Origin of the sequence: uncultured Amnibacterium sp. (genome assembly GCF_964245895.1) — a bacterium.
Taxonomy (GTDB): domain Bacteria; phylum Actinomycetota; class Actinomycetes; order Actinomycetales; family Microbacteriaceae; genus Amnibacterium.
Map to the genome: position 1 here is coordinate 1 of NZ_CAXTOQ010000095.1, position 13378 is coordinate 13378.

Annotated in this window: 13 protein-coding genes; 11 read left to right on the plus strand and 2 right to left on the minus strand. The window is 73.0% G+C overall.

Translation table 11 applies throughout. The annotated features are described in order from the left end of the window. Nucleotides 1-11: 11 nt before the first annotated feature. On the plus strand, nt 12-890 hold the full coding sequence (locus ACFE60_RS12695; RefSeq protein ID WP_375389238.1) for an undecaprenyl-diphosphate phosphatase: 879 nt from the start codon (nt 12-14) through the stop codon (nt 888-890). A 112-nt stretch (nt 891-1002) separates the two neighbouring features. Here ACFE60_RS12695 and ACFE60_RS12700 read toward each other — a convergent pair whose 3' ends face one another. Together ACFE60_RS12700 and ACFE60_RS12705 are read right to left on the minus strand one after the other, a co-directional pair. Then, on the minus strand, nt 1003-1893 hold the full coding sequence (locus ACFE60_RS12700; RefSeq protein WP_375389226.1) for an endonuclease domain-containing protein: 891 nt from the start codon (nt 1891-1893) through the stop codon (nt 1003-1005). 186 nt (nt 1894-2079) lie between these two features. After that, nucleotides 2080-3006 (minus strand): PAC2 family protein, encoded by a 927-nt coding sequence (locus tag ACFE60_RS12705; protein ID WP_375389227.1) that lies wholly within the window; start codon nt 3004-3006, stop codon nt 2080-2082. A gap of 108 nt (nt 3007-3114) precedes the next feature. On the opposite strand from ACFE60_RS12705, the gene ACFE60_RS12710 reads away from it, so the two are divergent. The 10 genes from ACFE60_RS12710 (at nt 3115) to ACFE60_RS12755 (ending at nt 13242) form a co-directional block, all read left to right on the plus strand. After that, nucleotides 3115-3786, plus strand: a complete 672-nt coding sequence (locus ACFE60_RS12710; protein WP_375389228.1) for an HAD family hydrolase — start codon at nt 3115-3117, stop codon at nt 3784-3786. Then, on the plus strand, nt 3783-4778 hold the full coding sequence (locus ACFE60_RS12715; protein WP_375389229.1) for a tRNA (adenine-N1)-methyltransferase: 996 nt from the start codon (nt 3783-3785) through the stop codon (nt 4776-4778). The genes ACFE60_RS12710 and ACFE60_RS12715 overlap by 4 nt, the downstream gene beginning before the upstream one ends. 19 nt (nt 4779-4797) lie before the next feature. Continuing rightward, entirely contained in the window at nt 4798-5769 is a 972-nt protein-coding gene (locus ACFE60_RS12720; RefSeq protein WP_375389230.1) for an FKBP-type peptidyl-prolyl cis-trans isomerase, read from the plus strand. 7 nt (nt 5770-5776) lie between these two features. After that, nucleotides 5777-6763, plus strand: a complete 987-nt coding sequence (locus ACFE60_RS12725) for a helix-turn-helix transcriptional regulator (protein ID WP_375389231.1) — start codon at nt 5777-5779, stop codon at nt 6761-6763. Then, nucleotides 6756-7742, plus strand: coding sequence for a helix-turn-helix transcriptional regulator (locus tag ACFE60_RS12730; RefSeq protein WP_375389232.1), 987 nt, complete (start codon nt 6756-6758; stop codon nt 7740-7742). Before ACFE60_RS12725 ends, ACFE60_RS12730 begins: the two co-directional genes overlap by 8 nt. Nucleotides 7743-7820: 78 nt before the next feature. After that, a complete protein-coding gene (gene tatA / locus ACFE60_RS12735) occupies nt 7821-8084 on the plus strand; it encodes a twin-arginine translocase TatA/TatE family subunit (protein ID WP_375389233.1) in 264 nt (87 codons plus the stop codon). 50 nt (nt 8085-8134) lie between these two features. Next, nucleotides 8135-8881: a twin-arginine translocase subunit TatC gene (tatC, locus tag ACFE60_RS12740; protein WP_375389234.1), complete on the plus strand. Its 747-nt coding sequence runs from the start codon at nt 8135-8137 to the stop codon at nt 8879-8881. Between the two features lie 2 nt (nt 8882-8883). Next, nucleotides 8884-11364, plus strand: coding sequence for a DEAD/DEAH box helicase (locus ACFE60_RS12745; protein WP_375389235.1), 2481 nt, complete (start codon nt 8884-8886; stop codon nt 11362-11364). Then, the gene (lnt, locus tag ACFE60_RS12750) at nt 11361-12971 is read left to right on the plus strand and encodes an apolipoprotein N-acyltransferase (RefSeq protein ID WP_375389236.1); all 1611 of its coding nucleotides are present in this window, start codon (nt 11361-11363) and stop codon (nt 12969-12971) included. The genes ACFE60_RS12745 and lnt overlap by 4 nt, the downstream gene beginning before the upstream one ends. Beyond that, nucleotides 12964-13242, plus strand: coding sequence for a hypothetical protein (locus tag ACFE60_RS12755; RefSeq protein ID WP_375389237.1), 279 nt, complete (start codon nt 12964-12966; stop codon nt 13240-13242). Before lnt ends, ACFE60_RS12755 begins: the two co-directional genes overlap by 8 nt. Nucleotides 13243-13378: the final 136 nt, after the last annotated feature.

The following is a 13378-nucleotide window of genomic DNA, read 5'->3' on the forward strand; positions in this document are numbered from 1 at the left end:
GGTGGTCGCCCGTGATCGAAGCGCTCGTGCTGGGCCTCATCCAGGGGCTGACGGAGTTCCTGCCGATCAGCTCGAGCGCGCACATCCGCATCGCCGGCATCTTCTTCGGCGGCGAGGACCCGGGCGCCGCGTTCACCGCGATCATCCAGCTGGGCACCGAGACCGCGGTGCTCGTCTACTTCTGGAAGGACATCGTGCGCATCGTGCGCGCATTCGTCCTCGGCCTGTTCAAGGCCAAGGGCGCGGACGGTGCGGTCCGGGTGCCGAGGACCGACCACGACTACCGGATGGGCTGGCTGATCATCATCGGCTCCCTGCCGATCGTGATCCTCGGGCTGGCCTTCCAGGACATGATCGAGACGACGTTCCGGTCGCTGTGGATCGTCGCGATCGACCTGATCGTGTTCGGCGTGATCCTCGGCGTGCTCGACCGGGTCGGCCGGAAGCGGAAGACGATCGAGCAGCTGAGCACGCGGGACGGCGTCATCTTCGGCTTCGCGCAGGCGCTGGCGCTGGTGCCGGGCGTCTCCCGCTCCGGCGGCACGATCGGCGCCGGGCTCGCGATGGGGTACACCCGCGCGGCCGCGGCCCGCTACTCGTTCCTGCTCGCGCTGCCCGCCGTGTTCGGCTCAGGGCTCTACCAGGTCTACAAGACGGTGAAGGACCCCTGCACGACGGCGCTCGCCAGGGCCGGCACCTGCACGCCGGAGCTCTTCAGCGGCATCGAGACCCTCGCCGCGACCGTCGTCTCGTTCGGCGTCGGCATCGTGGTGATCGCCTTCTTCCTCCGCTACCTGAACCGCGGCTCGTTCCTGCCGTTCGTCGCCTACCGCATCCTGCTCGGCCTCTTCGTGATCGGCCTCCTGCTGACGGGCCTCGTCCAGCCGTAGCCCGCCGTACTACGGACCGTCTGCAGGACCGGGGTCCTCGCGCAGGTCCGCATCGCGTGCGCGATCCTGCACGAGGGACGTCGTCCTGCACATCGCCCGCGTGAGGCTGCGGTCATGCGGCCGCGAGGGCGTTCAGGACCGCGGCCCCCACCTCGTCCCACCGGAACAGCACCTGGTACCAGCTGAAGCGCAGCGTCCGGTACCGGCGGGTCGCCCCCACCATGTCGCGGCGACGGTCCTCCTCGAACGCGCGCTCGTCGTCGTGCCATTCGCGCCCGTCGCACTCGATGATCAGCCGGCCCTCGACGAGCAGGTCGACCGAGCCGAGCCCGGCGATCCCGACCTGCGGCTCGACACGCAGCCCGAGCAGCCGCAGCAGGTAGCGGACGATCGTCTCGATACCGGACTCCGCCCTCGCGTCCGCCGCGAACACCACCGGCCGCAGGTGTGCCGGGAGGCCCGCTGCGATCACGTGCAGATCCGCGACCCGCAGGAACCGCTGGTGCAGCGCCGAATCGAGGATCGCCAGCGCCCGCTCGGGCGGGAGGCTGAGGAACGCGTGCTGCACGAGCAGCACGGGGGAGGCGATGCGGGACGGCATCGCGTCGACGAGCGAGGCGGGGTCCGTCCAGTGGACGACGACGGCCGCACTCGGGACGAGGCGGAGCGACGCGTCGTCCGGGTTCCTCAACCGAGCCGCGGTCCCCGCGACGGCGACCTGCAGCCGCTGCGGCGGCTTCACCAGCCGCCCGAACGCGTCTCGAGCCGTCGCGGCGCCGGGCACGCTGTCCGGCGGCGTCCAGAGCCCGAGAGCCCTCGCCGCCGTCGTCGCAGTCGCCACGCCGCCGACCCGAGCGCATCGGACGACGTCCGTCGAGGCCCGCGGCGACGCGAAGTGCCCCTTGCGGACCGGCACCAGCGCGCCGCCCGACCTCGCTGCGCTCAGCTGACGTCTGCTCCTGCCGAGCCGGGAGAGGTCGGCGGTGGTCCAGAACGTTCGCATGGCGCCGCATCCTGGGCCATCCCCGACCTCCGCGCACCGGTTCGCCCTGTGGAGGAGGGGATCGCCGACCGGCGCCCCGCCCGCGCGCCGACGGCACGGTGCGATGTGCAGGTCAGCGGGCGGTGTGCAGGACCGGAACGGCCGCCTCGTCCTGCACGCGGGATCAGGTCCTGCACACCGCGCGGGTCAGTCGCCGGGCCGCCACGGGGGCGGCTGCTCTCCGCGGCCGGGGCCCTCGCCGCGGCGCAGGTAGCGCTCGAACTCCCGCGCGATCGCCTCGCCGGACGCCTCGGGGGAGTCGACCGTGTCGCGCGCCTTCTCCAGCTGCTCGATGTAGGCCGCCATGTCCTCGTCCTCGCCCGCGAGCGCGTCGATGCCGCTCTCCCACGCCTCCGCCTCCGCGTCGAGGTCGCCGCGCGGCACCGCGATGTCGAGCACCGCCTCCAGCCGCTCGACGAGGGCGAGCGTCGCCTTCGGGGAGGGGGCGTTGTGCACGTAGTGCGGCACGGACGCCCAGATCGACACGCTCGGGATGCCGACCCGCGCCGCCGCGTCCTGGATGACCGAGAGGATGCCGACCGGCCCCTCGTAGCTGCTGCGCTCCAGCTCGAGGTCGGTGCGGATCTCCGCGTCCTCGCTGGAGGCGAAGGTCGAGATCGGCCGCGTGTGGGGCACGTCCGCGAGCATCGCGCCCAGGGTCACGATGCCCTCGACGTCGGCGACGAGCGCGGCGTCCACGATCTCCGCGACGAAGGACTTCCAGCTGCGCGACGGCTCCGTGCCGAGCAGCACGTACAGGTTGTCCCGGTCGATGCGCTCATCGGGCTCCGACACCTCGGGCGCGATCCCGCGGGCGCGGCCCTTCTTCACGGGCCCGTACATCGTGGCGCCCGGCCAGGTCAGCCGCTTCACCCCGTGCTCGTCCGCGCCGATCGTGGGGCGGTTGAACTGGTAGTCCATGTACAGCTCGGGATCGACGTCGAGCAGCGTGGCCAGGGGCAGCGCGTCGCGCACCATCCGCACCGCGTTCGTCGCCGCCTCGCCTGCGTCGTTCCAGCCCTCGAACGCCACCACCAGGATGCGTCCGCGCTGGAACCGTCTCGTCTGGGCCAATCGCTCCGCTTCCGTTCGTTCCGGCGCTCGCCGATCCGGACCACCCTAGGCGGCCCCATCCGGGCCCGGTCGGGTGTTCGCTCACCGCGTCGCTATCCTCGGGTCGCCATGACCGTGCCTCCGCTGCCCGCCGCCGTGCTCTGGGACATGGACGGGACCCTGATCGACACCGAGCCGTTCTGGTTCGCCGCCGAGACCGAGCTGGTCGGTCGGTTCGGCGGCGTCTGGACCCACGAGCAGGCGATCGCGCTGGTCGGCAGCGGGCTCCGCGACGGCGCGAGGGTGCTGCAGCAGCACGGCGTCGACCTGCTCGTCGACGACATCGTGGCGTGGCAGACGGACTTCGTCACGGAGCGCCTCGTCGCCCCACTCCCGTGGCGGCCGGGCGCCCTCGCGCTGCTCGCCGAGCTGCGCGACGCAGGGGTGCCGACCGCCCTCGTCACGATGTCGGTGCGACGGATGGCGGAGGCGGTGGCCGCTGCGCTGCCGTTCGGCGGGTTCGACGTCGTGGTCGCCGGCGACGACGTCGCGCAGCCGAAGCCGCATCCGGAGGCGTACCTGCTGGCCGCCGACCTGCTCGGCGTCGCCGCCGCCGACTGCGTCGCGATCGAGGACTCTCCTCCCGGCCTCGCCGCCGCGGTCGCCTCCGGGGCCGCGACCATCGGCGTGCCGCACCAGGCCGTGCTGCCGGAGGGGAGCCGCTGGCGGCTCTGGCCCACCCTGGACGGGCGCGGTCCGCAGGACCTCGCCGCCGTCGCGTCCGAGTTGCGGCTCGCGTGACCGGCGTCTTCCGCACCGGCGACCGCGTGCAGCTGACCGGGCACAAGGGGCGCCGCAACACCATCACCCTCGCCGAGGGCGGCGTGTTCCACACGCACCGCGGCACGCTCGCGCACGAGCTGCTGATCGGGCAGCCGGACGGCAGCGTCGTGACCGGCTCCGACGGCACCCCCTACCTCGCGCTGAAGCCGCTGCTCACCGACTACGTGATGTCGATGCCGCGCGGCGCCGCGATCGTCTACCCGAAGGACGCGGGGCAGATCCTCGCCGCCGGCGACATCGCGCTGGGCCAGCGGGTGGTGGAGGCGGGCGTGGGCAGCGGCGCGCTCACCCTCTGGCTGCTGCGGGCGGTCGGCGGGACGGGCACGGTGCACTCGGTGGAGCGGCGCGCGGAGTTCGCCGAGGTCGCCGCCGACAACGTCGCCGGCTTCTTCGGCGGCGAGGCGCCCGGCACCTGGTCGCTGTCGATCGGCGACCTCGCCGACGTCCTCGACGCGGGTGAGCCGGCCGCCGCCGACCGCGTGGTGCTCGACATGCTCGCGCCGTGGGAGGTGGTCCCCGCCGTCTCCCGCGCGCTCGCTCCCGGGGGCGTCGTCGTCGCCTACATCGCGACGGTGCCGCAGCTGTCCCGCGTCGTGGAGGCGCTGCGCGACGACGGGGCCTTCACCGAGCCGCTGTCGACCGAGACCATGGTCCGCGGCTGGCACGTCGACGGGCTCGCCGTCCGGCCGGACCACCGCATGGTCGCGCACACCGGGTTCCTGGTGACGGCCAGGCGCCTCGCCGACGGGACCGTCGCGCCGCGGACCTCGCGGCGCGCGCCGAAGACGTTCTCGGACGAGGACGTCGAGGTCTGGACGCCCGGCGCGGTGGGGGAGCGGGAGCAGAGCGCGAAGCGCCTGCGGAAGACCGCGCGGCAGGCCGCCGAGATCGCCGGCGCGGTCCAGCAGGGGCACGCGGAGGCCGCCGACGCCGATCCCGGGGCGCGGTGATCTGGCAGGATCGTTGACCGTGCACCGGACCGCCCGACTCCTCGCCGGCAGCGCCGCCGCCGCCCTCGTCGTCGCCGCCCTGACCGGCTGCGCCGGCGGCTCCGCATCGGTCGGCGGCTGCACGCCGAAGGCGTCGCCGGGCGCCGCGTCGGAGGGCGTCACGGCCACGGGCGCGTTCGGCACGGAGCCGACGGTGGGGTTCCGGACGCCCGCCCAGGTGAACGCGGTGGAGGCGTCGCAGCTGATCGCCGGCAGCGGCGCACCGATCACCTCGAAGCAGGAGATCGTGGCGGACGTCACCTTCCTCGACGCCACCACCGGCGACGTCGTGCTGAAGACCGACTACACGGCGGCAGCGGCCGCCCGGTTCGTCGTCGGGACCGTCGCGGTGACGGGGCTGCGCAAGGCGCTCGTCTGCGCGCGGGTGGGGGAGCGGCTCGCCGTGGTGATGCCCGCCGGGCAGGGCATCCCCGCCGCCTCCCGGCCGGCCTCGCTGTCCGCCACCGACTCCGTCGTCGCGATCGTGGACGTGCGGAAGGCGTACCTCGCCCGCGCGAACGGCACGGATCAGGTGATGGCGGGCGGCCTCCCGTCCGTCGTGCTGGGGCCCGACGGCCGACCCGGGATCACGCTGCCGGAGGACGCGCCGCCGACGACGCTGCAGGTCGCGAACCTCAAGAAGGGCTCCGGCGCCGTCGTCCGGGACGGCCAGACCGCGGTCGTGCAGTACACGGGCGTCGTCTGGAAGCCGGGCGACGCCGCGAACGGGCAGGTCTTCGACTCCAGCTGGACGACCGGCGCCCCCGTCGACCTGCCGGTGAAGAAGGGCCAGATCATCCCGGGCCTCGTCACCGCCCTGGCGGGGCAGCGGGTCGGCTCGCAGGTGATCGCCGTGATCCCGGCGAAGCAGGCCTACGGCAGCCAGTCGACCTCGACCATCCCCGCGAACGCGACCCTCGTCTTCGTGGTGGACGTCCTCGGCAGGGTCTGACCCCGCCGTGGCCGACGCGGTCTCCAACGAGGAGCGGCTCTTCAGCCTCGTCCTCGCCCTGCTCGCCACCGAGACGGGGCTGACGAAGGCGGACATCCTGTCGTCCGTGCAGGGCTACCGGCAGCGGTACCGCGCGAACGGCGGCAACGCGTCGCTCGAGCGGCAGTTCGAGCGCGACAAGGAGGACATCCGCGACCTGGGCGTGCCGCTCGAGTCGATCGAGCTGCCCGCCGACCAGGGCGCGATCCAGTACACGCGCTACCGGATCAAGAAGGGCGACTACGACCTCCCGGCGGACGTCACCTTCACCCCGCAGGAGATCGCGCTTCTCGACCTCGCCGCCCTCGCCTGGCGGGAGGGCTCGCTGTCGGGGGAGTCCCGCCGCGCGCTGCTGAAGCTGCGCTCGCTGGGCATCGAGTCGGAGGAGCCGCTGATCGGCTTCGCCCCCCGCCTCCGCGCCCGGGACGCCGCGTTCGACCCGCTGCGTGCCGCGATCGAGCGGCGGCACGTCGTCCGCTTCGGGTACCTGAAGCCGGGCGAGACCCGCACCCGGCAGCGCCGCGTCGCCCCGCTCGCCCTCGTGCAGTTCGGCGGCCGCTGGCACGTGCACGGCGTCGACCTGACCGCGAAGGCGCGCAGGACGTTCCTCCTCAGCCGCATCGCCGGCGCCGTCGAGGACACCCAGGAGGAGTTCGCGCAGCCAGAAGGCGCCCCGGCGGAGGAGGCGCGGGCGGGCCTCCTCGCCGTCCTCGACGCGAACCGCGCCGTGCTCCGGCTCGAGCCGGACACGGACGCCGCCGCTCGGCTCGGCTCCCGCGGCGAGGCCGTCGGCGACCACCGCGTCGCGGTGCACTTCACGGATCTCGCGCTGTTCGCCGACGAGGTGGCCGCGTTCGGGCCGGAGGCGCTCGTGATCGAGCCGCCGCAGCTCGTCGACGCCGTCCGCTCCCGTCTCGCGGCGGTCGCCGCGGCCCATGGGGGCGTCGATGGCTGAACCGCAGCCGATGCGGGTGCAGGACCGGCTCGCGTTCCTCCTCGCGCTCGTCCCCTACCTGATCGACAACGACGGCGTCTCCGTCGAGCAGGCCGCCGCGCACTTCGGGGTCCCCCCGGAGCGGATGCGGGACGCCGTGCGCCTGATCGCCGTGTCCGGGGTGCCCGGGGAGACGAAGTCGTACCAGGCGAACGACCTGTTCGACATCGACTGGGACCGCCTCGACGAGCGCGACGAGATCGCGATCACGCACGGCGTGGCGATCGACGACTCGCCCCGGTTCTCCGCCCGCGAGGCCGCTGCCCTCATCGCGGGTCTGCAGTACATCGCGGCGCTGCCGGCCAACGCCGACCGCGAGACGGTCGCGACCCTGACCGCGAAGCTGACCCGCGCCGCGAACGGCGCTCCTGCGGCGGTCGCGGTCGAGGGCGGCGCCGACGCCCGGCTCGGCCTGGTCCGCGACGCGGTCGCCGCCGGCACGGTGCTGGTCTTCGACTACCTGAGCGGCAAGGAGGAGCGGGAGGAGCGCGCGGTCGAACCCCTCCGCGTCGAGTCTGTCGACGAGTCCTGGTACCTGCGCGCGTGGGACCGGTCCCGCGGCGCGCTGCGCACCTTCCGCCTCGACCGGATGCGCGACGTGCGCACCGCGCCGGGGGAGGTGCCGAGGCGGCCGGACGACCTCCACCTGCCGGATCGCATCTTCCAGCCGTCCAGGCAGGACCGGTCGGTCACGATCGAGATCGCGGAGGGGGCGCTGCCGCTGCTCGCCGACTACCTCGGCGACCGGCCGCAGACGGAGCCCGCCCGGAAGGGCTGGGTGCGCACCCGCCTGCGCATCGCGCACCTGCACGGGCTGAAGCGGCTCGTCGCGGGCCGAGCCGGCCTCGTCGTCGTCGTCGAACCCGAGGACGCGCGCGCCGTCGTTCGCGATTGGGCAATCGCGGGGCTGGCCCGCTACGAACGCTCAGACACGCACTAGGACGCACGACGCCGCGGGGCACCGATGTCGCGCAGCGCGTCTACACTGCGGAGAACGCACACGATCGGAGCGGATCACATGGGAATCTTCGGCAACGCTTTCACGGGTTGGCACCTGCTCGTCATCGTCCTGGTCGTGCTCGTGCTCTTCGGCGCGACCAAGCTGCCGGTGTTCGCGAAGGGCCTCGGCCAGTCGATCAAGATCTTCCGCAAGGAGATGGTCGACGTGCAGGAGGACATCAAGGGGGACCGCGACAAGCGCTCCGCCGACCACCAGGACCGGGAGACCGTCACCCTGCCGGACACGACCTCGCAGACGCGTCGCGCGTCTGAGGACCGCTGACCTCCACCTCCGCACCCCGCGCTCGCAAGAGCGCTGCCGACGACCGGCGCATGCCGCTGATCGAGCACCTGCTCGAGCTGCGGAAGCGGCTGATGGTGTCGGCGGTCGCGATCCTGGTCGGCGGCATCGCCGGCTGGTTCATCTCCGACTGGGTGCTGACGCTGCTGACCGCCCCCCTGCAGAGCCAGGGGAAGGAGCTCGCGAAGATCAACTTTCCGAGCGTCACCGGGGCGTTCGACGTGCGGTTCGAGATCGCGATCATCGTCGGCATCGTCATCACGAGCCCGATCTGGCTCTACCAGATCTTCGCGTTCCTGACTCCGGCGTTCACGCGCAAGGAGAAGAAGTACGTCTTCGGCTTCTTCTTCAGCGCGGTCCCGCTGTTCCTCGGCGGCGCTGCCGCGGGCGCGTTCGTCATCCCGCACATCGTCGGCCTGATGGTCGGCTTCGCGCCGACGAACACCGCGTCGCTGCTGGACGGCAAGGGCTACCTCGACTTCGCGCTGCGCCTGATCCTCGTGATCGGCATCGCCTTCGTGCTGCCCGTCTTCCTGGTGCTGCTGAACTTCGTGGGCGTGCTGCAGGGCAGGACGATCCTCAAGTCGTGGCGCTGGGCGATCCTCGCGATCGTGCTGTTCACCGCCGTCGCGACGCCGTCCGCGGACATCATCTCGATGATCCTGCTGGCGATACCGATGCTCGCGCTGTACTTCGTCGCGGTCGCCATCGCGCTCGTGCACGACAAGCGGAAGGCCCGGCGCGACGCGTCCGTGCTCGAGGGCGCGGATATCCTGTAGGCGTGACCCGGGATCCGGTGGAGCTCTCCGCCGGAGCGGCGGTCCTGTCGCCCGCTGAGCGGTACGCCGCCTCGCGGCTGCGGCAGGACCACCCTGCCGTCGAGGCGTTCCGCGCCGGGCTCGCCTTCGACCTCGACCCGTTCCAGATCGCCGGGTGCGTCGCGCTCGAGGACGGCGACGGCGTCCTCGTCGCCGCCCCGACCGGGGCAGGCAAGACGATCGTCGCCGAGTTCGCGGTCCACCTCGCGATGTCGAGCCCGCGCGACAAGGTCTTCTACACGGCGCCGATGAAGGCGCTGTCGAACCAGAAGTACAACGAGTTCGTCGCCCTCCACGGCCCCGACGACGTCGGCCTGCTGACCGGCGACACCGCGGTCAACCCACGCGCCCGTATCGTCGTGATGACGACCGAGGTGCTGCGCAACATGCTCTACGCCGGCAGCGACCTGCTGACCGACCTGTCCTTCGTCGTGATGGACGAGGTGCACTACCTCGCGGACCGGTTCCGCGGCGCGGTGTGGGAGGAGGTGATCATCCACCTCCCGCAGCCGGTCCGACTCGTGTCGCTGTCCGCGACCGTCTCGAACGCGGAGGAGTTCGGCGACTGGCTGCAGGCGGTGCGCGGCAGCACGCGGGTGATCGTCTCCGAGGAGCGCCCGGTGCCGCTCGAGCAGCACGTGCTCATGCGCACGAAGCTGGTCGACCTGTTCGACGCGACGCGCGGCGCCTCCGGCGGCATGTCCCGGGTGAACCCCGAGCTGATCCAGATGGCGCGGTACGGCGGCCGCACGATCTCGTCGCGCCAGATGCAGGACGTCGGGCGCCGCCACTCCAAAGGTGGGAACCCTCGGGGGTTCACGATGTCCCGCAGCACGCTGACCGAGCTGCTCGGGGAGCAGCACCTGCTGCCCGCGATCTTCTTCGTGTTCAGCCGGGCCGGGTGCGACGCGGCCGTGCGCCAGGCGATGCGGGACGGCGTGCGCCTCACCGAGGGGTGGGAGCGGCAGGAGATCCGGGCCATCGTCGACGAGCGGTGCCGCACGCTGCTCGACGAGGACCTCGCGGTGCTCGGCTACTGGGAGTGGCTCGAAGGCCTGGAGCGGGGCGTCGCCGCGCACCACGCGGGGCTGCTGCCCGCCTTCAAGGAGGTCGTGGAGGAGCTGTTCCAGCGGAAGCTGCTGAAGGTCGTCTTCGCGACCGAGACCCTCGCGCTCGGCATCAACATGCCCGCCCGCACGGTCGTGCTGGAGAAGTTGGAGAAGTTCAACGGCGAGGCGCGGGTGCCGATCACGCCGGGCGAGTACACCCAGCTCACCGGCAGGGCCGGGCGGCGCGGCATCGACGTCGAGGGCCACAGCGTCATCTGCTGGCAGGAGGGGCTCGACCCGCAGGCGGTCGCCTCGCTCGCCTCCCGGCGCTCGTACCCGCTGAACTCGTCCTTCAAGCCGACCTACAACATGGCGGTCAACCTGATCGACCGCTTCGGCCGCGACCGCACGCGCACGATCCTCGAGTCGTCGTTCGCCCAGTTCCAGGCGGACCGCGCGGTCGTCGACCTGGCGCGCAAGGTCCGGCAGCAGGAGGAGTCGCTCGCGGGGTACGAGCAGGCGATGCACGACGACACCGGCGCCTCGGGCGACGTCGTCGCGTACGCGGCGATCCGGCGCGAGATCACCGACCTGGAGCGGTCGGGCTCCCGCCCGGGCGACCAGTCCGCGCGGCAGCGGGAGCGGCGGCAGCAGCAGCTGGCCGAGCTGCGGCGGCGGATGAAGGCGCATCCCGCGCACACCTCCCCGCGCCGGGACGAGCTGTCCCGCTGGGCCGAGCGCTGGTACCGCCTGAAGCGGCAGACCGAGCAGCTGCAGGGGCAGATCGCCTCCCGCACCGGCGCGGTCGCCCGGGTGTTCGACCACGTCACGGACGTGCTGCTGCACGAGGGCTACCTCAGGGCGGGCGCCGACGGCGACGTCGAGCTGACCGTGCACGGCCGCTCGCTGGCGCGGATCTACGGCGACCGCGACCTGCTGCTCGCGGAGAGCCTCCGCAAGCAGGTGTGGGTCGGCCTCGACGTGCCGGCCTTCGCCGCCCTCGCGACGGTGTTCGTGTTCGAGGCCCGGCGGGAGGAGGGCGTCGTCGCGGAGCGGTTCCTGCCCAAGGGACCCTTCCGCGAGGCGTGGACCCGGCTCGAGGGGCTGTGGGAGCGCCTCGACGACCTGGAGCGCACGAACCGGCTGCCCGGATCGACGCCGCCCTCGGTGGGGCTCTGCACCGCCATGTACCGGTGGGCGCGGGGCGGCGCGCTCGACGCCGTGCTGCGGGAGGCGGACCTGCAGGCGGGCGACTTCGTCCGCTGGACCAAGCAGGTCGTCGACCTGCTCGACCAGATCAGCCAGGTCGGCGAGGGACGCACCGCGAGGACCGCGCAGCAGGCGATCGAGGCCATCCGGCGCGGCGTCGTCGCCTACAGCAGCGTGGGCGGATGACCGCGCAGCTGACCCGGCCGCCGAAGGCCGGACCCCGCAGGCGCCCGGTCGCGCTGCGCGGCCACCTCGAGCCGTCGCTCCCCGTCGCGCTCGTGCTCTCCGCCGCCTCCGCGCTCGTCTACTCCTTCTCGTTCCCCTCCGCGAACATCTGGGCGCTCGCGTTCGTCGGCGTCGGAGGCGGCCTCGTCGCGCTCCGCGGTCGCGGCTTCTGGTCGGGAGCGCTCGTCGGCCTCGCGTTCGGGGTCGTGTTCTGGTTCTCGCTGATCGACTGGGTGACCCTGTTCCTCGGCCCGGTCCCGCTGCTCGCGCTCGGCACCCTCGAGGCGCTCTTCGTCGGTCTGGGCGGCGGGCTGATCGCGCTCGCGTACCGCTCGATCGCGCTGCTGCGCGCCGACCGCGTCGGCCGCCTCCTCGTGGCGCCGCTGGTCGTCGCCGCGGCCTGGACGGCGCGGGAGACCGTCGCCGGCACGTGGCCGTACGGCGGCTTCGCGTGGGGCCGCATGGCGCTCAGCCAGTCGACGTCGCCGTTCGCGTACCTGTCCGCCTGGTTCGGGCTCACCGGGCTGTCCTTCGTGCTGGTGTGGCTGACGGCGCTCGGCGTCGCGCTCGTCACCGAGCCCCGCGGTCTCGGGGTGCGGCGCCGCGAGGCGGTGCCGGCACGCGTCCTGGTCGCGGCGATCGCGGCGGGGGCGGTCCTTGCCATCCCGGCGTTCCCGATCACCGTCTCGGGCGCGATGCGCGTCGCTGCGGTGCAGCCGAACACGCACGCCGGCTACTTCGACCCGCAGTTCGACCCGCAGGCGAACCTCCGCAAGGTCGTCGAGAGCACCGCCGGCGCGGTGGACCGCGGCGCGGACCTCGTCGTCTGGCCGGAGGGCGCAGCGATGTTCGATCCGACGCGCGACCCCGGCGTGCAGCAGCAGCTCGCCGTCGTCACCGAGGTGGTCGGAGCCCCGCTGCTCACCGGCGCGATCATCGAGCAGGGCGGTCGCACCTACAACTCGTCGCTGCTCTGGACGGCCGGCGCCGGCATCACGGCGCGCTACGACAAGGTGCGGCCCGTGCCGTTCGGCGAGTACGTGCCGGACCGCGCGTTCTGGACGCCGTTCGCGCCGGACTTGATCAAGCTGGTCGGTCGCGACTACACGCCGGGCACGCGCTCGTCGGTGCTGCCGGTCGGCGGCGTGAAGGTCGGGGTGAACATCTGCTTCGACATCGTCGACGACGGCCTGATCCTCGGCTCGGTGAAGGACGGCGCGCAGGTGCTCGTGGCGCAGACGAACAACGCGGACTTCGGGCACACGGACGAGAACGAGCAGCAGCTCGCCATCGCGCGCCTCGACGCGATCGCGACCGGGCGGTCGCTCGTCAGCGACTCGACGGTCGCCTCGACGACGGCGATCGGGCCCGACGGCCGCACGCTCGCGACGACGAAGCCGTTCACGGCGCAGACGATGGTCGTGGACGTGCCCCTCGCGCGCGGCGTCACGCCGGTCGTCTCCTTCGGCATCCCGCTCGGCGCGACGATCGCGCTGCTCGGGGCGGTGCTGCCGCTGCTGCTCGGCCTGCTGGCCCGTCCGCTGCGGCGCCGCTGGAGCCGTGCCTGAGGGCGACTCGGTCTTCCGCCTCGCGGCCCGGCTGCGGCGCTCGCTGGACGGCGCCGTGCTCGCGAGCGCGGACCTCCGGGTCCCGCGGCACGCGACCGCCGACCTCGCCGGCCGCGTGACGGCCGAGCGACAGGGACTGCTGCAGCGCTTCTCCAGCGGGCTGACGCAGCACACCCACCTGCGGCTCGACGGCTCGTGGACCGTCACCCGGCAGGGCCGCGAGCATCCGGGTCGGACGTACTGGTGCCCGCGCTGCCGGCCGGCCCCGTGAGACGACGAGAGGCGCCGCCCCCGGGGGACGACGCCTCTCGACGAGGTCGGCGTGCTCGGACGCCTTCTTGTCGTTCGTCTTGCCGTGTCGGGCGCGCAAGTACTGAAGACGATCATCCAGCAGCTCCTCGAGCTCG